At 44.6% G+C, this 23,151-nt stretch carries 21 protein-coding genes; 9 read left to right on the top strand and 12 right to left on the bottom strand.

The features are described from left to right. Positions 1-29: 29 nt before the first annotated feature. A complete protein-coding gene (locus R7P74_RS10455; protein WP_017634445.1) occupies positions 30-902 on the bottom strand; it encodes a patatin-like phospholipase family protein in 873 nt (290 codons plus the stop codon). Between the two features lie 190 nt (positions 903-1,092). Further along, positions 1,093-1,734 carry a MarC family protein gene (locus R7P74_RS10450; RefSeq protein WP_005374889.1) on the bottom strand — a complete coding sequence of 214 codons (642 nt, stop codon included), beginning with the start codon at positions 1,732-1,734 and terminating at the stop codon, positions 1,093-1,095. A gap of 194 nt (positions 1,735-1,928) precedes the next feature. On the opposite strand from R7P74_RS10450, the gene nfsA reads away from it, so the two are divergent. Then, the gene (gene nfsA / locus R7P74_RS10445; RefSeq protein WP_149191710.1) at positions 1,929-2,651 is read left to right on the top strand and encodes an oxygen-insensitive NADPH nitroreductase; all 723 of its coding nucleotides are present in this window, start codon (positions 1,929-1,931) and stop codon (positions 2,649-2,651) included. Between the two features lie 69 nt (positions 2,652-2,720). Here the strand turns inward: nfsA and R7P74_RS10440 are convergent, their stop codons facing one another. Continuing rightward, positions 2,721-3,614, bottom strand: a complete 894-nt coding sequence (locus R7P74_RS10440) for a hypothetical protein (protein WP_017820140.1) — start codon at positions 3,612-3,614, stop codon at positions 2,721-2,723. A 458-nt stretch (positions 3,615-4,072) separates the two neighbouring features. On the opposite strand from R7P74_RS10440, the gene R7P74_RS10435 reads away from it, so the two are divergent. The 3 genes from R7P74_RS10435 (at position 4,073) to R7P74_RS10425 (ending at position 7,981) form a co-directional block, all read left to right on the top strand. Beyond that, positions 4,073-5,191 carry a polysaccharide export protein gene (locus tag R7P74_RS10435; RefSeq protein WP_017820139.1) on the top strand — a complete coding sequence of 373 codons (1,119 nt, stop codon included), beginning with the start codon at positions 4,073-4,075 and terminating at the stop codon, positions 5,189-5,191. Between the two features lie 129 nt (positions 5,192-5,320). Beyond that, positions 5,321-5,761, top strand: coding sequence for an arsenate reductase/protein-tyrosine-phosphatase family protein (locus R7P74_RS10430; RefSeq protein ID WP_031780905.1), 441 nt, complete (start codon positions 5,321-5,323; stop codon positions 5,759-5,761). A gap of 51 nt (positions 5,762-5,812) precedes the next feature. Next, positions 5,813-7,981, top strand: coding sequence for a polysaccharide biosynthesis tyrosine autokinase (locus R7P74_RS10425; RefSeq protein ID WP_005374875.1), 2,169 nt, complete (start codon positions 5,813-5,815; stop codon positions 7,979-7,981). A 65-nt stretch (positions 7,982-8,046) separates the two neighbouring features. Here R7P74_RS10425 and R7P74_RS10420 read toward each other — a convergent pair whose 3' ends face one another. After that, positions 8,047-8,418 carry a hypothetical protein gene (locus tag R7P74_RS10420; RefSeq protein ID WP_017634450.1) on the bottom strand — a complete coding sequence of 124 codons (372 nt, stop codon included), beginning with the start codon at positions 8,416-8,418 and terminating at the stop codon, positions 8,047-8,049. 7 nt (positions 8,419-8,425) lie between these two features. Continuing rightward, positions 8,426-8,734: a monooxygenase gene (locus R7P74_RS10415; protein WP_005374871.1), complete on the bottom strand. Its 309-nt coding sequence runs from the start codon at positions 8,732-8,734 to the stop codon at positions 8,426-8,428. A 109-nt stretch (positions 8,735-8,843) separates the two neighbouring features. Here R7P74_RS10415 and R7P74_RS10410 point away from each other — a divergent pair, with 109 nt between their 5' ends. The 3 genes from R7P74_RS10410 to R7P74_RS10400 all read left to right on the top strand — a co-directional run bounded on the left by R7P74_RS10410 (position 8,844) and on the right by R7P74_RS10400 (position 12,974). Then, positions 8,844-9,734: a LysR family transcriptional regulator gene (locus R7P74_RS10410; RefSeq protein WP_042521726.1), complete on the top strand. Its 891-nt coding sequence runs from the start codon at positions 8,844-8,846 to the stop codon at positions 9,732-9,734. Between the two features lie 280 nt (positions 9,735-10,014). Continuing rightward, positions 10,015-11,280 (top strand): DUF1835 domain-containing protein, encoded by a 1,266-nt coding sequence (locus tag R7P74_RS10405; RefSeq protein WP_085569412.1) that lies wholly within the window; start codon positions 10,015-10,017, stop codon positions 11,278-11,280. A gap of 389 nt (positions 11,281-11,669) precedes the next feature. Continuing rightward, positions 11,670-12,974, top strand: coding sequence for a dicarboxylate/amino acid:cation symporter (locus R7P74_RS10400; RefSeq protein ID WP_017820133.1), 1,305 nt, complete (start codon positions 11,670-11,672; stop codon positions 12,972-12,974). Between the two features lie 104 nt (positions 12,975-13,078). On the opposite strand, the gene R7P74_RS10395 is transcribed toward R7P74_RS10400, so the two are convergent. The 4 genes from R7P74_RS10395 to R7P74_RS10380 all read right to left on the bottom strand — a co-directional run bounded on the left by R7P74_RS10395 (position 13,079) and on the right by R7P74_RS10380 (position 16,004). Beyond that, positions 13,079-13,453: a YkvA family protein gene (locus R7P74_RS10395; protein WP_225473747.1), complete on the bottom strand. Its 375-nt coding sequence runs from the start codon at positions 13,451-13,453 to the stop codon at positions 13,079-13,081. Between the two features lie 209 nt (positions 13,454-13,662). Continuing rightward, a complete protein-coding gene (locus R7P74_RS10390) occupies positions 13,663-14,787 on the bottom strand; it encodes a M20 family metallopeptidase (protein ID WP_318122832.1) in 1,125 nt (374 codons plus the stop codon). 9 nt (positions 14,788-14,796) lie between these two features. Next, positions 14,797-15,264: a YjiG family protein gene (locus tag R7P74_RS10385; protein WP_005374849.1), complete on the bottom strand. Its 468-nt coding sequence runs from the start codon at positions 15,262-15,264 to the stop codon at positions 14,797-14,799. After that, on the bottom strand, positions 15,264-16,004 hold the full coding sequence (locus R7P74_RS10380; RefSeq protein ID WP_213891063.1) for a nucleoside recognition domain-containing protein: 741 nt from the start codon (positions 16,002-16,004) through the stop codon (positions 15,264-15,266). The genes R7P74_RS10385 and R7P74_RS10380 overlap by 1 nt, the downstream gene beginning before the upstream one ends. Positions 16,005-16,452: 448 nt before the next feature. On the opposite strand from R7P74_RS10380, the gene R7P74_RS10375 reads away from it, so the two are divergent. Together R7P74_RS10375 and R7P74_RS10370 are read left to right on the top strand one after the other, a co-directional pair. Then, a complete protein-coding gene (locus tag R7P74_RS10375; protein WP_049872671.1) occupies positions 16,453-16,740 on the top strand; it encodes a hypothetical protein in 288 nt (95 codons plus the stop codon). A 96-nt stretch (positions 16,741-16,836) separates the two neighbouring features. Further along, positions 16,837-17,553, top strand: coding sequence for a DsbA family protein (locus tag R7P74_RS10370; protein WP_005374842.1), 717 nt, complete (start codon positions 16,837-16,839; stop codon positions 17,551-17,553). Between the two features lie 69 nt (positions 17,554-17,622). On the opposite strand, the gene R7P74_RS10365 is transcribed toward R7P74_RS10370, so the two are convergent. From R7P74_RS10365 to glgB, 3 genes are all read right to left on the bottom strand, one after another. Beyond that, positions 17,623-19,683, bottom strand: coding sequence for an alpha-amylase (locus tag R7P74_RS10365; protein ID WP_080607903.1), 2,061 nt, complete (start codon positions 19,681-19,683; stop codon positions 17,623-17,625). 180 nt (positions 19,684-19,863) lie between these two features. After that, positions 19,864-20,541, bottom strand: coding sequence for a monofunctional biosynthetic peptidoglycan transglycosylase (gene mtgA, locus R7P74_RS10360; protein ID WP_062855380.1), 678 nt, complete (start codon positions 20,539-20,541; stop codon positions 19,864-19,866). Between the two features lie 151 nt (positions 20,542-20,692). Then, entirely contained in the window at positions 20,693-22,885 is a 2,193-nt protein-coding gene (gene glgB, locus R7P74_RS10355) for a 1,4-alpha-glucan branching protein GlgB (RefSeq protein WP_241782197.1), read from the bottom strand. Positions 22,886-23,151: the final 266 nt, after the last annotated feature.

Raw genomic sequence — 23,151 nt, 5'->3', positions numbered from 1 at the left:
AAGAGCCTCACTATGAGGCTCTTTTATAATCAAACGCAAAAATGACAATTTTCCCGGTCTAAACCATGAACACCAGATAAACTAGTGAGATGCGCTCGCCCCTCAATCAGCCCCATTTCATACCCTTCTAGTAAAACGGATTGTCGCATTGATAAGCGCTGAACATGAAAATTATCTGGTGGGGCAATTACCCTAACATGTGTTCCTGGTGGAGGGTTACGAATAAACTCTAATGATTGATTATAGTTATCTGCACGTCTTAACATCGCATCCGCCATTTTGGGGTGCTCCGCAAACAGTTTCTTCATCAGCCATGTGGTCTTAACTGGCTTTTTGGCATAATTCAGCGGGTGAGAGAGTACTACGGTTATATCGCGAGCCCCTCGACGATAAGCCTCACGCACTGGTATAGAGTCAGCGACCCCACCATCGGTATAACAACCGCCAGAAAAACAAGGGGTATGCTTGTAGGCAATCGGCAATGCTGTTGTCGCTTCAATCGCATGGTGAAAATTATCACGTGTCACGCGATAGTAATCTGCTTGCCCTGTATCTACATTTGTTGTCGCTGCGAGAAAAGGAACGCCATTAAACAGTTTATTTTCATCGACGGGATACAAGCGATTAGATTCTTCAAACAGCCACTTCACATCAATGAGGTCCCCACCTTTAACGAAGCGAGTTGGGTCAAAAAAGCGTTTGCTTGTGGCCAGCTTAGTAATGACGTTAATACTGCGATGTGGGTAGTCGGTCAAATACCCAATCAAATTTGATGCACCAGCAGATACACCGATTGCAAAATCAAACGGTTTATAACTCTGCTCTAAAAACGCATCTAACACTCCGCTTGCGAAGACGCCTCGCATCGCGCCACCTTCTACTACAATTGCTTTTGTTGCCATATATCCCCCATTCTCCTTGCCAAAAGAGTAATGAAATTCGTGCAATCACAACAATTGAATATTCTTATTATTGAAATAGGTGAAGTCTATTTATTTCTCTCTTAGAAAATGAAAACTAAAGTTCAAAAAATCCGTACCCGTTAGAAATGTAATTGCGGGCTTAACCAAGGTGGCAAGGTCTAAGAGAAATCTAGGAGAAAACCGTTTTATAGGCTTCGCCCGCGCCATCAATGAACATTTGAGTACCAATAACCGCTAGAATTAAGCCCATCATTTTAGTCACAACATTTAGAGCACTTGGTCCAACCGCTTTGACCAATTTGTCTCCAAATAAAAACAGTACATAGGTGATCACACAGAGGACAGCGAAAGAAACGATAGTAATAATGGTTTGATCGAAACCACCCGCTGTCGCAAAGTTCATCGCGGTAGCAATCGTTCCAGGCCCAGCTAATATTGGCATCGCCAGTGGAGACACTGCAATACTCAATGCCGCCCGTTGCTGAGCTGGTGAATACGCCTTCTCTTTGGTTTTCTGATGCGTCGAATCACCTTGAAGCATGTTAAAACCTATCAAAAACACCAAAATGCCGCCTGTTATTCGCAATGCATAAAGCGTGATACCAAACAAATCAAAAATTAACTTACCGGCAATAGAAAATATCGCGATGATAATAAATGCAATAAAAACCGAGCGGAGCGCAATGGAACGGATGGTTTCTTTATCTTCATCAGCAGTTAAACTCAAAAAGATGGGAATATTGGCGATAGGGTTCATGATGGCAAAGAAGCCCATAAACACCGTAACTGTATGAACAATGAGTTCTTTCATATTTTCCACTGCATTTAAATTATTGATTCTAAAAACAGTATATACGCTCTCAAACAGAACGAGTGGTGTAATCTCGAATCGTCTTCACACTTATGCGCCAAGCATTGTTTTTCTTTTGAGATAGTTTACCGACTCATCAAATGTCGCTAAGGTGAGTCTTCAGCCTTTAACGTAACAGGGGATGTTAAGTCACCATGAACAGCACGATTCAAACAATTCTCAATCACCGCTCAATTCGAAAATTCACCTCACAACCGATTGAGAGCGAACAGTTAGATGCCATTCTTCAAGCCGGCCTTGCGGCGTCCTCATCAAGCATGTTGCAAGTCGTTTCAATTATCCGCGTGACCGACAAAGAAAAACGTACGCTATTAGCTCAATATGCCGGAAATCAAGGGTACGTTGAAAGCGCGGCTGAGTTTTTGGTGTTTTGTATTGATTACCAGCGCCATGCCAGTATCAACCCAGATATTCAAGCTGATTTTACCGAGTTAACACTAATAGGCGCTGTAGACTCGGGGATCATGGCACAAAATTGCTTGCTTGCGGCGGAGTCGATGGGGCTAGGAGGCGTGTATATTGGTGGTTTACGAAACAATGCCCCAAAAGTAGACGAATTATTAGGTTTACCTAAAAATACCGCCATTTTATTTGGTATGTGTCTTGGTCATCCAGATCAAGCCCCTGAAGTAAAACCTCGCCTACCTAAGCATGTCGTGGTGCATGAGAATCAGTATCAAGACCTAAACTTGGATGATATTCAGACGTATGACCAAACCATGCAAAACTACTATGCAAACCGTTCGAGCAATCAAAAACAGAGTACTTGGTCGCAAGAAGTCACCAGTAAACTGGCTGGCGAATCACGTCCGCACATCCTGCCTTACTTAAACAGAAAAGGGCTCACTAAAAGGTGATGACTACAATACGATAGGATCAAAAAAGGCCTCTGAAGAGGCCTTTAGAATTTATCAGCAAAAACTTGCTTAGTTACCGCCTGTCGCGCCAGTGCCTGGACCCGGTGGATCTTCAGGTTCAATTGGCTCACCGACTTCCGCATCTGGGATTTGTGGTACTTCAGGTTCGATATCTTCTAGTGGAGTGTCGTTATCAATAGCCTCTTGTACATCAGCAACAACTTTCTGAGTATCTTCAGCTGGAATCGTTACGTAGATAACATCACCCGAATCATTCTCAGGATAATTTGGGTTCGCCGCGATTACATCTTCTGTTATTGCTTTTGCAGCAACAGCTACAGCTTCAGGCGAAGCTGTTGGGTTCGCTTTGATGATATCTGATACAACGTTTGCTGTTGCAACTAGCTGAGTAGCAAGTGCGCTGTTACCACCCTCACTACCAAGTCCTGCTACTACAGATTCTGTATCACGAAGGATTTCGTCAACTGTTTTACCACTTGCATTGATATCGATACCCAAATTCTCGAATACTTTTTCAGCGATATCAGAAGAGTATACTTCACCATCTTTTAAAGAGTTAGCAACCAAAGTCGTAAATGGAGAGCCTGTTACCAATGAATCCGTCTGGGCTAGGCCTTGAGGGATTTTGTAGTCAGATGTAATAGGTTTACCATTTGACGCGTCTTTACTATCTTCTGTGTGCGTTAATACGAAAGCACAATCACCTGGCGCATTTACAACGTTGATATTTTCAAAACGCGCTTTACCAACCATACCTTCATAGTTTGTTGTATTTTCAATAGCGTCGTATGTCTCACCACCACATACTGCTTGAACTTTCATGCCGATAACAGCTGGGTCATAAGCCTGAACTGAGTATCTTTTTACCTCAGGATCGCTGTCACTACCACAACCTGCTAGTAGGACTGCTGCCACACTTGCCGTTAAAAGTTTGATTTTCAAAATTAGCTCCAATATTTGTTGTTATATCCGACCGCAACAGGAAGCATAACGGCAGTTGCATATAGTGTAAATAGGATGCATACAACTTTGGCATGAGTTTTTTCACATTCTTGCCTGTTTGCTTGTGCAAAATCATGCATTCATCTCATTAACGTTAAATAGACACAATTTTGTCATGTATTCGTCAGTATTTTTTCAAGTAACTTGTTGCCTTTATTGCAACCAGATGGATAATAGTTGACTATTTTTTGTGGGTCGGATTTTCACACCTTCATTAATGAAACTAAGAGCTCTAAGTCGCTAGCAGCCATTTGGAGTGTTTATTACACAAATAATTCTGAATGGACTCGCTTTCTAAAGGCTTAAAACTGCAGTAAATCATCAATATTGATGAAATGCAGTTCAATTAGAATGAATCAATTTCAGTCGGCAAACTTTCTTTCGGTAGTTATAAACCAATGAACACATTTAATAAATTTTTGGGGATATCAGTACTTCCTATCCTTCTTACAGGGTGTACTTTGCCTGGTAGCCACCTTTCGGTCAGTGACAAAACAGTAATGAGCACTGAATCGAGTGATATAGAGTCTCAGGTTACCGTTTATCCCTTAACTTTGGAGCGCGTAACGTCTTTAAATTCAGTGGACCCTTTTTCAAAACCAAACCCAGAGTTAGATATTGAAATCGCAAAATATGAATACGAAGTAGGACCTGGCGATATCCTAAATATCACTATTTGGGATCACCCAGAGCTAACGATCCCAGCGGGCTCATACCGAAGCTCAGCCGAAGCGGGTAACTGGGTGCATTCGGATGGCACGATCTTCTACCCTTACATAGGTGTCGTACATGTTGAAGGCAAAAACGTACGTCAGATTCGTGCAGACATTGCAAGCCGCCTTGCAAAATACATTGAGAGCCCACAGGTCGATGTAAGCGTTGCGGCATTTCGCTCTAAAAAGACTTATGTAACTGGCGAAGTTAACAAGCCAGGACAACAACCAATTACAAACATCCCCCTTACACTTCTAGATGCTGTGAATAGAGCTGGCGGACTGGCTGCCGAGGCTGATTGGCGTAATGCGACACTGACACGCAATGGCGTTGTTGAAAACGTCTCTTTGTATGCTCTGATGCAACAAGGCGATTTAACTCAAAACCGCCTTCTAAAGCCTGGCGATATTGTTCATATTCCTCGAAACGATGCGCAAAAAGTATTTGTTATGGGCGAGGTTAACGATCCGAAATTACTCAAAATTGATCGTAGCGGCATGAGCCTTACTGAGGCTCTTAGCAGCGTTGGTGGTATCAGTGAAATCTCCGCAGATGCTACCGGTGTGTTTGTCATCAGACGTTCAAAAGAAGAAGCTAAAATGGCGGACATTTATCAGCTAGATGTTTCTGACGCTTCTGCTTTGGTGATTGGTACTGAGTTTGATCTCAACCCTTACGACATAGTCTATGTGACGGCTGCACCTGTTAGTCGTTGGAATCGTGTGATTGCTCAGCTCGTTCCAACCATTTCCGGCTTTAATGAACTAACTGAAGGTGTACTACGAGTACGCACTTGGCCGTAAAACAACGTGCCGCAAGAAAATTATCTCTTGCGGCACGTAATCGATAGCTACTCAGCTCAATTGCGCAATATAAAGAAACCAGCAATTCAGTTGAGATCATAAGCATACAACTTAAAGTAGGGTAAGCATTTGTTTTCTAATATTCTTGTCGTCTGTGTCGGTAATATTTGCCGCTCTCCAACAGGAGAGCGGCTTTTGCAGTCTTTACTACCAAACAAACATGTCGCATCAGCAGGAATCGCAGTAGATAAGAGCCATCTAACGGGAAAAGCTGCTGACGAGATGGCAACCACTATCGCGAACGAACATAGCGTAAGCTTAGATGGACACGAAGCACGACAATTAACACCTGAGCTTTGCGCTCAATACGATCTGATATTGGTTATGGAAAAAGGTCATTTAGAAGCCTTAACCAAAATCGCTCCTGAGGCACGAGGTAAAACGATGCTGTTTGGACAGTGGATAAATGAACAAAACATCCCTGATCCATACAGACAAAGTAGAGAAGCTTTCGAACATGCATATACGCTTATAGAAAAAGCAGCAAAAGCGTGGTCTCAAAAACTATAAGCCGCAAGGCTAAATAAACGCCAATGGCAAGGTATTTAAGAAGTTAAAGTAATGACAACACAAACTATTAAGCAATCACGTCAAGCCGACGATGAGATCGATTTGGGAAAGTTATTTGGGATCATTCTCGATGCCAAATGGCTCATTCTATGTACCGTAGTCCTATTTTCGATTATAGGCGTCGGCGTTGCCATTCTATCAACACCTATCTATAAAGCTGACGCTCTTATCCAAATCGAAAGTAAGAGTTCAGGTGGTATTTCAGCGATGGTTGGTGATATGGGAGAGCTGTTTTCAGCAGAATCATCAGCGACAACAGAAATAGAGATCATCAAATCTCGTATGATCTTGGGCGGTACTGTTGATAAGTTCAACTTAACGACTGTCGTTTCTCCAAACTACATGCCAATTATTGGTAAAGGCCTAGCTCGACTACAAGGTGAGCAAATCAGTCTGAGCGTTTCACGATTTAATGCTCCTTCTTACGCAGTTGGCGTTCCTTTAACTCTTGAAGTTATTGATTCTGAAAAACAGACGTTCAGGCTCTTAGAAGATGACAATAACGTCATTTTAGAAGGTAAAGTTGGTGAACTGCTTGAGAAGAATGGATACCAATTTTTGGCGACTGAACTTGTGGCTCAAACTGGTGACTCATTCACGGTCAGCAAAATCAGTAAATTAGATGCAATTAATAAACTTCAAGAAAACTTATCGATTAGCGAACGTGGTAAGCAAACCGGGATTATATCTTTAAGCTTCTCTGGTGAAGACCGCGCTAAGATTCAAGATATCTTGAACGACATTAGCCAAAACTACTTCTTACAAAACGTTCAAAGAAATTCTGCAGAGGCAGAGCAAAGCCTCGAGTTCTTGAAAGGTCACCTCCCAGACATCAAAACAAAACTGACCGCTTCTGAAGACGTTTTAAATCGATTCCGTCAAGAAAATGAATCTATCGATTTAGGCCTTGAAGCTCAGTCAACGCTGAAAGTAATGGTTGAGTTAGAAGCACAGCTAAATGAGCTTACATTCAAAGAAAGTGAGATCAGCCAACGCTTCACACAGGATCACCCAGCTTATAAGTCGCTACTTGATAAACGTGAAACACTACTAAAAGAGAAAGAACGTCTTAATAAACAAGTTCAAAAGTTACCGAAAACACAGCGTGAAGTTCTACGTATGACACGCGATGTAGAAGTAAACCAACAAATCTACATCCAACTATTGAACAAGGTTCAAGAGCTCAACATTATTAAAGCCGGAACAGTTGGCAACGTTCGAATCTTAGATAACGCTCAATCTTTCTCTAAGCCAATCAAGCCGAAAAAAGCGCTTATCGTTGTGCTAGCAACACTGCTTGGCGGTATGGCAGGCGTGGCTTTCGTATTAATTCGTGCAGCATTCCACCGTGGTGTGGAAACACCAGATCAAATTGAACAGATTGGCATGCCAGTTTACGCAAGCGTTCCAAAATCTATTCAACAACTGGAATTTGCAAACAAGCTTAAGCGCAACAAAGGCAGCAACAATGAGCTAGTCCTTCTAGCGGAAGCTAACCCAGCCGATCTTTCCATTGAGGCTCTACGTAGTCTTCGCACTAGCTTGCACTTTGCAATGATGGAAGCGAAGAATAACGTTCTTATGATTTCAGGTCCTGCACCATCTATCGGCAAAACATTTGTATCGACCAACTTTGCGGCCGTCGCTGCGAAAACCGGTCAGAAAGTGCTGCTTATTGATGCGGATATGCGTAAAGGTTATTTGCAGCAATGCTTCGGTCTACGCTGGGACAACGGTCTTTCTGATTACTTGAGCGGTAAGACATCCCTTAGCAACATCATTAAATCTACATCCATTGATAATTTAGATGTTGTGACTCGCGGCCAAGTACCACCAAATCCGTCAGAACTTCTTATGCACCCTCGCTTCAAGAGCTTTGTTGACGAGATGTCTGCACAATACGATCTAGTCATCATCGATACGCCGCCTGTACTCGCAGTTACCGACCCAAGCATTGTTGGCGCGCTTGCAGGAACAACTCTGATGGTCGCTCGTTTTGATCAAACGACTTTGAAGGAGATTGAAGTCGCGCAAGGTCGCTTCGAGCAATCAGGCGTTGAAGTTAAAGGTGTGATTCTCAATGCAGTTGAGAAAAAAGCATCTAACTCATACGGCTATGGATACGGCTACTATAACTACGCGTACAAAAGCGAATCATAAGTTGAATTTAGATCGCTAATTAAACCAAATATGACAAAGCCCTGCTAGAAACAGCAGGGCTTTTTCTATTGCACTCTTAATTGCTTGTACGTAATCAAACTAAGCAAGACAAAGAATATTGGGTCACTCCAACCAAAACCGACAAATACTCCGATAATGCCGGCATAGGTAGTTATCACTGCCCCTAAGCCATTAGTAATCAATAATGCTTTAAACAGCTGTTTCGCAGTATGCCCTGATTCCACATTACGTAACATCAAACTCACCGCTGCGATTCCACCTAAAAAGATCGAAGTATGCTGCGATAAAAACAGCGCGTACTGGTCGTTAATTTGTACTCCATACATCGGCCACATTATGGTTGGTACAAAAAACAACGCAAAAGCGAATACCGTATATACGACACCATGAACGGTTAGAAAAGTGCGGTTGGTCATCATCTCCTTATCCTCTAATAGGCCCTTGATTGAGCGTCGTTAACGGCACATTGATATCGAAAATTTGACCTCGTACTTCGACTACGCCCATTTTTCGTAAGCGTGCGGCATGCATTTCGAGATAAGCTTGCGCCGTGGCTTCATCTTCAAAAAGATAGATACCGCCACCGAGTTTGTCTTTTTCGCTTTCCGTCCAGATTTTCCAAATCATGCCCGGCTCTTGGTTAATCGACTTAGCTAAGTCGACCAGAGCATTCGACATCTCGTCACCAAACGGACCATGAAATTCAAAATCAACTTGCAATAATTTCGCCATCTTGAGTCTCCTCTTCTTATTGACTCGTTTTCGATGACAAGATTATTACCTTTATAAAACTGACAGAAAAGTTCATAATTTCGCCATTAACTGTCTAAAAAATTGACTCATGAGACTAAAAACGACCTTAGAACAATGGCAAACGCTACAAGCGATTAATCAAGAAGGCAGCATTCAATCCGCAGCTTTACTGCTCAACAAGAGCCATACCACATTGATCTACTCGGTGAGGAAGTTAGAAGACCAACTTGGTATTCAACTTATCGAAGTACGAGGGCGCAAAGCGGGTTTGACAGAGCACGGCAAAACCATACTGCGTCGTGCACAATCCATGCTTGAACAAGCGCGGGAACTAGAAGTCATCAGCGAGCAGTTAAAAAGTGGGGTGGAATCTCAAATCACGGTCGCAATAGATCATCTTTGTGACCCTTGTTGGCTTTATGCACCACTCAGTCAATTTTTGGAGGACAACAACACGACCTCCGTTCAAGTGGTTGAAACGTCACTGAGCAAAACAACCGAAATGGTCGTAAATGAGCTCGCTGACATCGCAATCATCAACTTACCGATAACCAACTACCCTGCCGAAGCATTTGGCGTAACAACCATGCTACCTGTAATCGCAGCACACCATCCACTCGCTAAAAAGCCGCATGTTTCCATCGACGATTTTGCAACCACCAGCCAAATTGTCATCCGTGACTTAGGTGATTCAGACAAAACGAAAAGAGATGTGGGTTGGTTACGCGCACGTCAGCGTATTACCGTCGATAACTTCGACCACGCTTTTCACGCCGTAGAGCAAGGCGCTGGATTTTGTCGGCTACCAGCGCACTTAGTCGCAACCCGCAAGAGCGATAAAATTAACGTATTGGAGATCGAACACTCCCATCAATATCAAGTTGCGCTGCACCTCACTTTGCCCAAAGGAGCCAAAAGTGGTCCTGCGACTCAAGCGCTTTATCGTACTTTACTCAAAAGTGTAGAAACTCGAGTCTAGCAACAGTGGTATTGAGTTGAATCGCTAGTGTTATCGGCTATTGATTCTCCCTAAATATAGAGAAACGGCCATTTTGTGACGCTACACTCTCACAAAAGGTTGCACGAAGGATAGCGACCACCTACTATCACTCTGCTCATGCCTAAAGCACCCAACACTCGCGGAAAGAACTCGGTTCACGGCAATATCCTCACCTGCTTGGTTTAGCAGGCACAATCTGTTTTTACCTTCTTTTTTGCTTCTATATAGGCGAGTGTGGAAGAAATAAGAAAGGTGAAATATGAACTCTACAAATAGCTTCTCGATCAATATCAATCAGCAAAAATCCATTGCTAAAAAAAGGCTCAAAGCTATCCGCCTATACGATGACGCCATGTTGGAGTTAGTTAAGCGATTTCACTCCAAACCAGAATCTTTGGCTCCCAATACAATTCAATTGGCTGACGTTCAACATGCACTCGCAAGAGAACTTGGCTTATCCAGTTGGAGTAAACTAAAAGCTCATGTCGAAGAGCTAGAAGCGCACAAACTAGCCATCAAACAACAAAAACCGCCCCTAGATGCGAAAGTAAAAACGCTACACGTTCGTTGCGGTCACGATATACAACAACAGCTTAAAACCAGTGGATTTGAAGGGACATTTTTAGCCCTGATCGATCCGCTTTGTATTGGCCCCATACCAGCAACACCGCAGAACTTCCTTGCCATTCGTGCCCAATATGTCGTAGAGACTCTGCTGCCTGTGATGAAGCGTGAAGACTCGGTTCAAGATATAGTCACATTGGAACAATCAAACCTCGATCTGTTGCAAAGTGATGTATTTGAACGAATCGTCTTTTGGGTCGAACATGACAGTTATGATCAATTGATGCTAATTCGTGCTCTAACACAGTTAGAGAATGTAGAGAATAAAGTGATAGAGATCATTGAGTTGAACCAGTTCCCGGGCACTGAACGATTCATCGGCTTTGGGCAGTTGCCTGAAGAAGCTATTCGTTCTTGTTGGCGATACCGTAAACCTGTGACAGCAAAATTATTCAGTCAGGCTAAACGGTGTTGGCACGCTATTACATCACCGACACCTATTTCCATAGTTAATTTGATTCAGCAGCATAACCTGGATTGCTTGCCCAATATATTCAACGTGCTTAAACGCCATTTGCAAGAGTTACCTAATTCACAAACTGGATTGAGCTTGACACAACACCTCGCACTAAAGGTCTTGAGCTCGCAAAATCGTTCAATTCCCATCAAAGATTGGTTTGAGCAATATCAACAACTAGAACCTCTTCCTTACCTAGGAGACGTGATGTTTTACGCGTTACTCCTCCCTCTAGCACAGTGTCAAACACCTTTGATCACGATTGAGTCACGTGAAAGGCACTGGTGGGAACAAAGCGTCCGTATCACTGAGGCTGGCAAGCAGTGTTTGGAAGGCTTAATACGAGCGAAACAATGCTATTGGGTTGGAGGGATTAAAAATACCAGTCAAAGTTATTGGAGCTGGGATCACCTCCAACTAACTACACTTGCCAACCATCATTGAGTTGACAAATATGAAAGCATAAAGGGTTCGTTGGCTCTGATGAACACTCAATACTAAATTATCCCTAAAGAAGCGACCGCTAGCCTGAATATAACTTAAATAGTTATGCAGAAATGCATCCACTCAAAGAGAGTATGCACTCTATCTCTTATTAGAATTTATTGTAAATCCTCTTTGTTATCGGTTGTATATTCGATAAAAGTGTTAAAATACAAACTTTTTATCCAGCCAATTCGTTAATATTTGGTTAAAATTCCATTTTTATTAGTGATAAAGTTCACATCTATTAACCATTTAGAGGATTATTCTTTCGTATTTTCTCACTCCGCTGCTAATCTGCTCGCCGCTTTGAAGTGAACTCAAGGTGCATAACTATAAGGAGTGTTCTCATGAATACCAAGAAACCGATGTCGCTTACCAGCCGCGTAATTTTAGGTATGGTTGCGGGTATCTTGACAGGATTTGCAATTCGCACACTTTTTGCCGACAACGGATTTGTCGACGCATACATTGTTAATGGATTATTCGAAGTTGGTGGACAGATCTTCGTTGCCAGCTTAAAAATGCTTGTTGTACCGCTAGTATTTGTTTCGTTAGTTTGTGGTACTAGCTCTCTCAAAGACCTCTCTACACTGGGTCGCATGGGCGGTAAAACCCTCGCTTTCTACGTTACGACAACGGCTATCGCGATTACGCTTGCTCTAACTATGGGTACTCTATTCCAGCCAGGGGCAGGGGCAGATCTAACGGCAGCAAGTTCATTCAAATCAGCCGAAGCGCCATCTTTAGGTCAGGTGATCATCGATATGTTCCCGACCAACCCAATCAGCGCAATGGCAGAAGGTAAAACTCTGCAAGTTATCGTGTTCGCCGTGCTATTCGGTATCGCGATCAGTGCAGCGGGTAAACCAGGCGAACGCATCGCAGCATTCTTCTCTGATCTGAATGAAGTGATCATGAAGCTGGTCGCGATTTTGATGAACTTGGCGCCTTATGGGGTGTTCTTCTTAATGGCGAAGCTATTCACTGGTCTTGGTCTGGGCGCGATCGTCAATCTGGCAGAGTACTTCTTAGTACTGGCTGGTACGCTTGTCCTACACGGTCTAGTCACTTACAGCTTGATGTTAAAAGGTTTCACTGGTCTAAACCCAATTACGTTCCTACGCAAGATGGAAGACGCGATCATGTTTGCTTTTTCTACAGCATCATCGAACGCGACGATTCCAGTGACAATGGAAACAGCAAAGCACCGCATGGGTGTTGAGAACCGTGTATCATCGTTCACTGTACCACTTGGTGCAACCGTGAACATGGACGGTACGGCGATCATGCAAGGCGTAGCAACTGCGTTTATTGCTCAAGCTTTCAATATTGATTTAACTATGGGCGATTACCTAATGGTTATCATGACGGCAACTCTGGCGTCTATCGGTACCGCAGGAGTTCCTGGTGTGGGTCTAGTAATGTTGGCAATGGTATTGAACCAAGTAGGCCTGCCTCTAGAGGGTATTGCACTTATCATGGGTGTTGACCGTCTTCTTGATATGATTCGTACCGCGGTAAATATCACTGGTGATAGTGCTGTGACCGTCATCGTTGCGAAATCAGAAGGTGCATTGGATGAAGCTCGCTTCAACGACCCAATGGCAGGCGTAGCCGAAGAAGAAGTGCATCTTAAACGCGCTGACGCCTAAATCGTTCTACGATTACCATTCTGAAATTATATAGTCCTGTCTAAAAGAAAGCCCCGATGGAAACATCGGGGCTTTTGTTTTCTCCGCGTCTAGAAATACTCTTTCTAATCCGCCATCGAATTCAGTTTTTCTCTGGCTTGTGCTTCGTGTTCTTTAGTGATGGCATTACCGACTGAGTTCGCGGCTAAGGTAAGTGCCGCCATATCATCGGTAAAACCGACGCCAGCTAGTACGTCTGGCACCATATCTGTTGGTAGGACGAAGTAAGCCAGCGCGCCACCTAGTATAGCCTTGTGGCGAACTGAGGTGTTGGAATCTGCCATCGCGAGCCATGATTTTATGCCCATTACGGCAATTTCTTCACCCGCTTTCTTAACCGACCCTTTCATTTTTCGCCAGAAGTTTTTCTCATCTGGCGCTTGTATCGTTTGATCTTTGGCGTCTTTCGGCGCCGATTTTACAGACATTGTTGTGGTCATCGTTGCCTCCGAAATTTATGACTATGTCCAACATATTAATTAATCGAACCTGAACGCAAGATTAATAACAAGAAATGATAGTAAAGTGAAACACAGATAGAAAAATCCCCAAACCGAAGTCCGGGGATTATTGCATTGAAAAAAAAGTCTTGGAAACCAAAAAGTTGAAGCCGAAAGCTTTGGGAACCAAGCTTTAAAAGCAGAATGCCTTATTGAACAATCTTCTCCAGTACACGCATCAGCATTTTGATACGTGGTTCAATAGACTTAAGCAACAAGTACTCTTGATCACTGTGGAAGCCTGCACCGATAGGCCCTAGACCATCCAAAGTTGGAACGCCAAGAATCGCCGTGTTGTTTGCATCAGAGCCGCCACCCACTTCTTTCCAGTTGATGTCGATAGCCAGTTCACTTGCCGCTTCTTCAACTAATGTCATTAAACTTTCTGTTTGTGGGCTTGGCACCATAGAAGGCTTATACGCTTCACGAACCAACTCAATGCTCACGCCATCAACGAATGGTGTTTCCAGCATGCCGTTTAGCTTGCTGTCGACATCATCGTATTCTTCATTGCTCCAGAAACGCACATCCACGATCGCTTCCGCGTGCTCAGGGACGATGTTCGCACCGTTGCCGCCAGAAACAATGCCGACGTTCAGCGTAGTACCAGATTCAAAGTTGGTCATTGCATTGACAGCCAGAATCCAATTCGCCATCTCAGTGATTGCGCTGCGGCCGTTTTCTGGCTCGTTACCTGCGTGAGCAGCAACGCCATTAAAGGTCATTTTGTAGCGAGCCATGCCTTTGCGCGCTTTCACTAAACCACCGTCTGCACGTGCTGCTTCTGCAACCAGCACATTCTTAGCGTTTTTCGCTACTGATTGAATCCAATCCACAGAGTCCAGAGAGCCCGTCTCTTCATCTGGGTTCATGCAGATATCGATAGACAACTTATCCAACACCGCTTGGTCTAGATTGCGCATCGCGTATACGATGTTCAGCAAGCCAGATTTCATGTCCGAGACGCCCGGACCGTAGGCTTTCTCTGCATCTTGAGACATTGGACGAAGCTCAGCAGTACCCACAGGGAACACGGTATCCATGTGACCAATCAGCATTACGTCGATTTGCTCAGCTTCCGGCTTGTTTCGAACTTCAAGACCGATGCCCGCTCTGCCACAGTCGATGCGTTTTACGCTCCAACCTGACATCGCTTGGTACTTCTCTTCAAATTGAGAAGCGATAAACTCGATACCATCAGTCGTGTAAGTGCCACAATCCACATTAATCAGCGGACGTAGCTCTTCTAGATATTCATTTAGAGAGAATTGCATGACTCACTCCTAGACAAACAGATTCATCACCAGCATTGCGCCAAACGCGTTCAATACTGAGATTGCAATCATAACTGGGATGTAACGACCTTCAGTACCAATTGGACCCATGATACGACCCATGTACTGAACTTGAGAGCCCATTAGGTAGATAGCAGGCGCAAGAATCGCAATGTGCGTACCGTTCAGGATACCTTGGTCAAACAGCGTAATCACTACGCCAACCGCACCGCCCATCGACATCCAAGCACCGATCAATACCGCTGCTGCTTCACCCGGAAGACCAAACACTGCCATGATTGGAGAAAACACCGTGCCCATCAGATCCAACGCGCCAGTGATTTGAAGCGCTTTGATGATAACGAACGCCATCAATACGTTAGGCACCGTAGAGGTAGTCGCAATTACCCAGCCTTTCTTAGCACCCTCGACGAAGATATCCGTCACCATTGGTTTTTTCGCTTTAACGTCACCCATTATGCCGTCTCCTCTTTTAGGTTCTCTGATTTGTTTTGGTCTTGCTTGTCTTCTTTACCTTCCGTCATGTTCAGGTAGATACGGAACAGGTTCGCGCCGATGATCTTAAATGCGAACATCACCACAACTGCTAAACCAATAGAAGACGTTACTGCTAGAGAGCCGTCAGCCATCGTCAGTGTGAACAGCACAGCACCCGATGAGAAGAAGTTCACGATGGTTGCACCTGCAGTGAACTGGAACATGGTAAATACGTCCGTTTCACGCTTAGTTAGGTGACCTTCGTCTTTTAGCTGACGCGTCATTGCCGCACCTGCATCGGTACTTTGTAGAGAAGCAATTAAAGCCAGACCAGAGTTACCAGGGATGCCCATTAGAGGACGTAGAAGAGGAGTAAGAAGCTTACGAGCTGCTTCAAGTGCACCGTAGTGCTCAAGTACGTTGATCATACCTAATGCGAACATAACGGTTGGAATCAAAGTAAGTGCGAAAATGAAACCGTCACGAGCACCGCTACCGCCAGTACCACGGAAAGATGTGGTCGCAGCTTGTACCTCGCCATCCGCACCTTCCGTTACGCCGTAAGCCACTTTACCGAAAGAGCCATTAAGCGTTGTAAAGTCGAATACACCGTACCATTCGTTGGATTGCATCAGACCAGAAAAGAACACAACCGCAAACGCCAGAGCAACGTAGCACCCCAGTGTAACTTTACGCTCAGTTTGAACAGGAATTTTCATAACATTACCTACACATGTGGAACTTAACACATATGTTCACCTGAATAATGTGCTAGAGAGATGATCAAAATCAATCCGCCTGCCGAACATTATCGCGACTCAGTTATGAAGTTTTGTTTTATGATTCCAATCACAATTGAAAGATAATAAAAATTTGTGCTAACAATTAGGTATATTAATCTATGTCGATAGCTCACGACTTCTTCATCAACTCAACAAATGATTCTGACGAATATTGCTTTCTACAACATTCATGACGTACTTCATACTTTGGCATTGAGGCAATATCGATTAACTCGAAAGTAACATTCAGCCACGAAATTTAGGTTAGGATGGCCCGGTCATATGTAAACGGCATAAACCAGAATTAACAGGACTATACGACCCATTGTTACGCTCACAATATAAAATAGCCAAATGGACACTCGCCCTCGTGCTTTGGGTGGTGATGATATGCTTAAGCCAAAATTCTGGTTTCTCGAAAAGCTGCCCGAAGGCTCACCAAATACAGAGTCAGCAAGATGAGAGTGTGAATTTATCACCATCTTGCGACCTTTCAGAAAAGCTGGTTCAAGCGTACCAACATCAGTTTGATCATATTCTTATTCCATTTTTTCTATTTGCTTTGATTGTGGCGCTGCCGATGACAACCACAGCAATTCGTTATCTGGAATACACAGAACCGATACCGGAAAAGTATCGGGTTCACCTAAAACTTTGCGTATTTAGAGAATAAAGCCAGCAAGGCGAGAGACCTTTCTGCCTGACTTTTGTAAATATTTTATTCACTTCACATAACAAACAACGAAATTTAAAAGTTTTAGGAAATATTATGACATTCACTCGTACACTTTTGGCGTTAACGATGGCTATCGTACCTGCCGTATCTTTCGCATCAGAAAAGACCGCAGAACAAAAGCTAGAGGAAGTTACTCAGATACTAAAAGAAAACCCTCAAATTCTTGATTCATTGCACCAAAACCTTCAAGAGTACATTGCGTATCAACAGTCATTTGGCGACACCTTGAAGGAGGTTCGTCAATATCTAAGTGATGGCAAACATTCCTCTTTTGGTGCTGAAAACCCTGAGTTAACCATTATTAACGTAACAGACTACAGCTGCCCTTTTTGTAAACGTTTAGAAGGAGAGCTGGTCAAAGTTGGTAAGGAATATCCGCAGGTAAAAGTGCTTAACCTCAATGTCTCTTTTAAAGAACAATACGAGAAAAACGGCTACAACTCGGCAAGTTACGCATTAAATGTTTGGCAAAACCAGCGAGATAAGTACGAACAAGTGCATGAGTTATTGGTGAAAAAACCGGGCGCACATGACGCACGTTCCTTAAATCAAATCGCGAAAAAAACGGGGACAGAAGCACAGCTTGTCGACGACAAAGAGACCAAGGCGTTGCTTGATAAAAACTATCAGTATTTCACGCAACTTGGTTTACGCGGCACGCCCGCCTTGATCATTAATGATCAAGTCATTCCTGGCTATGTGCCGTTTGACGAGCTAGAAAAAGTCATCGACCAAGAACTGGCGAACTAATACAACAAAGCCCTTCCCTGATAACTCAAGGAAGGGCTTTTTCTATCTAGGCTTAAAACGAAGTTCTAACTACTTGTCGCGACCCACAAACGCCACAACGACTTTGTCATTGCCAAGCGAGCGAGAGAACACGTACGCGCCTTCTTGTTCAATTACTTGATGCTGACCCGCACCAATCGCTGGGTGCGCTTTACGGAACTGACCAAGAGTTTGCCAGTGTTTGAGCAGCGCTTGCTTCTCATCAGATAGCTTCCATACCATGTCAGAACGAGTGCCTTGGTGGAAATCGTCCGCGTAAGGACCAATGTTACGACCAACTTCATCACCATAGTAAACCTGAACAGCACCAGGGCTCAGAAGCAGTGCATTCGCGGAGTTACGCTGCATGCCGTAATCTTTGAAGCGAGAGAAGAACAGCTCGGTATCGTGAGAAGACATGTAGCTCACTGGGTTGAAGTCTTTTTCATTGGCGATAGTATCTGCGTAACTTTGGTAGGTGTCTGCCATTTGGCTGAAACACGCCGCGCCTTTGTCTAACTTCTTCTGCATGTCGAAGTTAATCAACGCATCAAAGCCATCTTCAAAGTAAGGACTGCGATATGCGGTATGTCCCCATACTTCACCCATCATCCAGAATGGCTGACCTGACTTACCATTCTCTTTGCGCCACTGCTCAAGACTGCTTGAAGCCTCTTCTTTCAAGCGTTTCCACACATCGCCTTCAACGTGCTTCACCGTATCGACACGGTAACCATCAATGCCAAAGCGTTTCACCCAATCAGTTTGCCACTCAATTAGGTAGTCCGAGACGGTGTAATTGTCGCGCGCCTCTACGCGAGTACCAGGGTTATCCAATAGCCACTGCGCGGGCTTCACGGCTTTGTCTGATTCGGTGATAAAGTCAGGTAAACCCGCCAATGACATAGTGATATCACTGCTGCCCGGAGCTGGGTATCCCGGTAGACCTGTTCTTACCCAGTCACCGCCCCACCATTTCGACCAGTTTGGACTCTGGTAATCAATATTCTGGTGATAGCTATGCCAATTTTCACCCGCTTTTGGTTGCCAGTCACCCCACTTATTCGGTAAATCAGCGTTTGGTTTTAACACCTCAATACCGTCAAATTGCAAATCGGCTAACGTTGAGTAACCGGTGTGGTTGATTACTGCGTCCATCAAGACTTTAAGGCCACGTTTGTGTGCCTCTTCCACCAGCTTTTTCAGATCAGCTTCGTTACCGAAGTTCTCATCAATCTTGGTAAAGTCACGCGTCCAGTAACCGTGGTAAGCGTAGAATGGGAATGAGCCGCTATCGCCGCCGCCAACAAAGCCGTGCACTTGTTCAACGATTGGCGACAACCAAATCGCATCTGTACCTAGGCTCTTGATGTAATCTAGCTTTTCGATCACGCCTTTTAGATCACCGCCGTGGAAGGTGCCGATCTCTTCTTTGCCGTCTTTCTTGCGTCCATAGCTGTTGTCATTGCTCGTATCAGCATTCTTGAAACGGTCGACCATCACGAAGTAAATGTTGGCATTGCGATAATCAAACGATACTGCTTCTTTGGTTTTCTTCACTGGCTCTAGTAGCACCAACCCGCCTGAATCTTTGCTTGGCGTCAGCGATACTTGCTGATCTTTTACTTCGACCATTTGCCCAGAGTAAGCATCACGCAACTTGGTGCCATCGGGGAAACTGTCACCCAGCGCAATGGTGACTTCGCCGCCTTGATAAACCTCACATTGCACTTGTGGGATTGGGCGTTTGAATTCTGTCTTCGCGGCTTTCTTAGGTTCACGCTTGAAGCGCAGTGTTTTCGCTTCCGCATCAAAAGCAAAAGAGTAATCGCCAGTAAAGCGGATTTTTAACGGCAGTTCCGTTGGCTTTCCGCAGTTCAGCGCGATAGGTTTATTGAATTTGACCTTCTGGCCATCAGGCGCGACACAGTCGCCTTCAACACCCGTAATTTTGAGCGTGTATCCATCTTTGGTTAAGGGCACAACCAAAGGCTGCTCTGCATTTAAAGGAAAGTCACGGCTGTTGGTCGTGGTCGAAATGGTGATGTTTGGCTCGGCGATGGCACTTGCCGATGCAAGCAATAAGGTAGTCGTAATCAGATTCAGTTTCATCGTTCAGTCCATTGGTTGCGCATAGGCGCAGTATTCGTGTTGTATTTTTATTCACACTAATAGTAAATGGATGAAAAACTGAGCACATCATTCTGAAAGGCTACGCCCTAAAGCTTGTGACGCTTCACATTTTATTGATATAGGGGCGTAGTTCTATTTAAGCGCAATAGATTGAGGGAGTTAAAGTTGCACGCTGCCAAGATTGCTCATTTGATTCATCGCCCATCTTGTGCGGCGAGCAGTGTAATCACTTTGTGGATAGACTTTGATTCGATATGGATTTGGCAACACCACGGCTAAACGCGCTGCTTGCCACTTCGAGAGTTGCTTTGCACTGACACCAAAATAATTCTGCGCCGCCGCTTCAGCGCCGTAAATACCGGGACCAAATTCAACCACATTTAGATACACTTCGAGAATGCGCTCTTTGCTCCACATCAGCTCCATCAGCAAAGCAAAGTAAAGCTCATAAGCCTTGCGAACGTAGGAGTGAGACGGAAACAAAAACACATTTTTCGCGGCTTGTTGGGTAATGGTGCTCGCGCCTCTCGACGGACCATTATCACCAGCCTCGGAAATCACGTCGAATAGCGATTCGAAATCGACACCATAATGATGAGGGAATTTTTGATCTTCGGTCGCAATCACCGCTAACTGCATATTTTTTGAAATGCGCGACAAGGATACCCATTCGTGTTGACTATTGTCTGGATAGTTCTTTGGTGGCGCAACAATGCGGCTTAACTTCCATCCCCATATTGGTGGATCGACATATTTCACCAAACCAACCAAAACGACTGGGGCGATCAGCAATATCAACACCATTTTAAATAGAAATGACTTAAGCCTTTTCAACATGTGTAGTTCCCCAATGCATTAGCGATTGATGATAAACAAACCCGTGAGCTTGCCTGATTCAATCAAGAACAACAAGTTTTAGAGGTAAAAAATAGGTCAAAAAAAGCCCGATTTACAATGTAAAACGGGCTTAGAATTTGATTAGACTAAATTATTTGTGCAGCTTGTAGAACACGGTTGAAAGTGGAGGCAAACGAAGCTCAAGTGATTGAGGCAGTGATTCACTTTCAACTTTTTCCGTTTTCACACTGGTCAGCACTTTAAAATCGCTGCCGCCGTATTTGCTATCGTCTGTATTCAGTAGCAGTTCGTATTGACCTGCATTTGGAACGCCTAAACGAAAGCGCTCGTGTGGTACGGGCGTAAAGTTGGTGATGATCAGAATACGCTCACCTTCTTTACTAATACGCTCGTGCGCTAGGATGCTCGCATCCGCTTCGTCTTGTAGACGCCACTCAAAACCAGCAGGAACACAATCTTGATCGTGCATCGCCGCTTCATTTCGGTACAAGTGGTTCAAATCTCGCATCAGCTTTTGGACACCTTGATGACGCTCATATTCCAGTAAGAACCATTGCAACTGATCATCGTGGTTCCACTCCGCCGTTTGGCCAATTTCCGCGCCCATAAAGTTCAGCTTTTTGCCCGGTTGACCATACATATAACCGTAGTATGCTCGTAGGTTTGCGGTTTGCTGCCATTCATCACCTGGCATCTTGTTATGGATAGAGCCTTTTCCGTACACCACCTCATCGTGAGAGAGAGACAAGACGTAGTTTTCGCTGTGCGCATAAACCAGCGGGAAGGTGATGGTATTGTGGTGGTATTTGCGGTGAACAGGATCTTCTTTGATGTATGAAAGACTGTCGTGCATCCACCCCATATTCCACTTGAAGCCAAAACCTAAACCACCCATAAAGGTTGGCGCAGACACCCCCGGAAACGCCGTTGACTCTTCCGCAATCGTCATCGCATTCGGGAAGTGCTTGTACACTTCTTCGTTCATCCATTTTAAGGTTGCGATTGCGTCGTAGTTTTCGTTGCCACCATCGACGTTTGGTACCCACTGGTCGTGGCTACGTGAGTAGTCGAGGTAAAGCATCGATGCGACTGCGTCCACGCGAATACCATCAATATGGAATTGTTCAAACCAGTACAGCGCATTCGAGACAAGGAAGCGACGCACATGTTCACGGCCTAAATCGTAAATGTAGGAGTTCCAGTCTTGGTGCCAACCGCGACGCGGATCTGGATCATGGAACAGAGGCGTACCATCAAAGTTCGCTAAACCATGATCATCCGATGGGAAATGCGCAGGAACCCAATCGAGCACTACACCGATACCAGCTTGGTGACACGCATCCACGAAGAATTTGAAATCATCAGGTGAGCCAAAACGGCTAGTTGGTGCAAACAAGCCAACAGGTTGATAGCCCCATGAACCATAGAATGGATGCTCAGACACAGGCATCAGCTCAACGTGGGTGTAGCCCATATCCACAAGGTATGGCACCAACTGCTCCGCAAGTTCGCGGTAGTTCAGGAAATCACCTTTCTCGTTGCGCTTCCATGACCCAGCATGCAGCTCGTAAAACGATAACGCTTCATCACGCTTTTGCGTCACTGCGCGATTTTGCCATTTCGCATCTTGCCATTGGTAACGCTTGTGATCGTAAGTAATGGACGCGAACGATGGGTATTGCTCAGAGTAGAAACCCCAAGGGTCTTGTTTATGAGGAAGCCCTTCCCCATTTGGCCCTTTGAGCTCAAATTTGTATTGTACCCCTTCTTCCAGACCAGGAATGAATAGGCCCCAGATACCGTAGTCTAGGCGTTGCATTGGATGACGACGGCCATCCCATTGGTTGAAGCAACCCACAAGGCTAACAGCCGATGCATGTGGTGCATAAACAAGGAAACGCACACCAGAGATGTTTTCACCGCCACGTTCTAGCGTGACAAAGTGTGCGCCCATGTAGTGATACATGTCTTTTGGCGTATGCAGATGCTCGTACTCTTGGTAGATATTGTGATACTGGTACGGGTCATCAATAATTTGTTCAACACCATTCCAATCGACCGCTAAACGGTAGTGGGTCAGGTGTAAATCGCGTTGCTCTTTTAAGATGAAACCGCTGTCGCCATCACGCTCAAGCGCCACGCGAGGTTCACCATTAACAAGTAGTTCAACCTTGTTTGCGCCCGGCATCCAAACTCTCAGCGAAGCTTCGTCGTCAATGAATGGACCCAGCGCCGCAAATGGATCTGAGTAAGCCGCCTCAGCAAGCAGTTCGTATGCGCGTTCGTGTTGTTTCTTTATTTTCTTGGTTTTGGTGGTTTTCAAATCTTTCTCCCTAGAGCCAACATCCTTTTCAAGACCAGAGATCTGAATCAAACATCGGTTTCTCCACAGCCAACGTTGTGAACTCACAAAAAGACTCCGCTTCTCACGTTCGTTGCGTAAACGGCGTCAAAATACAAAAATGCCCGCTATTGTCGCGGGCATAATAACGGTACTTCATCCTAACGGATTGTGTTTTAGGAATGAGTGACCTAGACGGAACTTTCGTACCTCTGAGCTAACAAAATTGGTAATCAGCTCGTCCATCT

It is taken from the genome of Vibrio sp. 2033, assembly GCF_033339735.1.
The sequence above is the reverse complement of the archived record's forward strand: the minus strand, read 5'-3'. Positions and strand labels throughout refer to the sequence as shown.

Coding starts and splice junctions, on each gene's coding strand:
- R7P74_RS10400 (WP_017820133.1), top strand. CDS start 11,670: ATGAATACCAAGAAACCGATGTCGCTTACCAGCCGCGTAATTTTAGGT.
- nfsA (WP_149191710.1), top strand. CDS start 1,929: ATGAACAGCACGATTCAAACAATTCTCAATCACCGCTCAATTCGAAAA.
- R7P74_RS10415 (WP_005374871.1), bottom strand. CDS start 8,734: ATGGCGAAATTATTGCAAGTTGATTTTGAATTTCATGGTCCGTTTGGT.
- R7P74_RS10365 (WP_080607903.1), bottom strand. CDS start 19,683: ATGAAACTGAATCTGATTACGACTACCTTATTGCTTGCATCGGCAAGT.
- R7P74_RS10385 (WP_005374849.1), bottom strand. CDS start 15,264: ATGGGTGACGTTAAAGCGAAAAAACCAATGGTGACGGATATCTTCGTC.
- mtgA (WP_062855380.1), bottom strand. CDS start 20,541: ATGTTGAAAAGGCTTAAGTCATTTCTATTTAAAATGGTGTTGATATTG.
- R7P74_RS10425 (WP_005374875.1), top strand. CDS start 5,813: ATGACAACACAAACTATTAAGCAATCACGTCAAGCCGACGATGAGATC.
- R7P74_RS10455 (WP_017634445.1), bottom strand. CDS start 902: ATGGCAACAAAAGCAATTGTAGTAGAAGGTGGCGCGATGCGAGGCGTC.
- R7P74_RS10390 (WP_318122832.1), bottom strand. CDS start 14,787: ATGCAATTCTCTCTAAATGAATATCTAGAAGAGCTACGTCCGCTGATT.
- R7P74_RS10380 (WP_213891063.1), bottom strand. CDS start 16,004: ATGAAAATTCCTGTTCAAACTGAGCGTAAAGTTACACTGGGGTGCTAC.
- R7P74_RS10405 (WP_085569412.1), top strand. CDS start 10,015: ATGAACTCTACAAATAGCTTCTCGATCAATATCAATCAGCAAAAATCC.
- R7P74_RS10435 (WP_017820139.1), top strand. CDS start 4,073: ATGAACACATTTAATAAATTTTTGGGGATATCAGTACTTCCTATCCTT.
- R7P74_RS10375 (WP_049872671.1), top strand. CDS start 16,453: ATGATATGCTTAAGCCAAAATTCTGGTTTCTCGAAAAGCTGCCCGAAG.
- R7P74_RS10410 (WP_042521726.1), top strand. CDS start 8,844: ATGAGACTAAAAACGACCTTAGAACAATGGCAAACGCTACAAGCGATT.
- R7P74_RS10420 (WP_017634450.1), bottom strand. CDS start 8,418: ATGACCAACCGCACTTTTCTAACCGTTCATGGTGTCGTATATACGGTA.
- R7P74_RS10370 (WP_005374842.1), top strand. CDS start 16,837: ATGACATTCACTCGTACACTTTTGGCGTTAACGATGGCTATCGTACCT.
- R7P74_RS10395 (WP_225473747.1), bottom strand. CDS start 13,453: ATGACCACAACAATGTCTGTAAAATCGGCGCCGAAAGACGCCAAAGAT.
- R7P74_RS10450 (WP_005374889.1), bottom strand. CDS start 1,734: ATGAAAGAACTCATTGTTCATACAGTTACGGTGTTTATGGGCTTCTTT.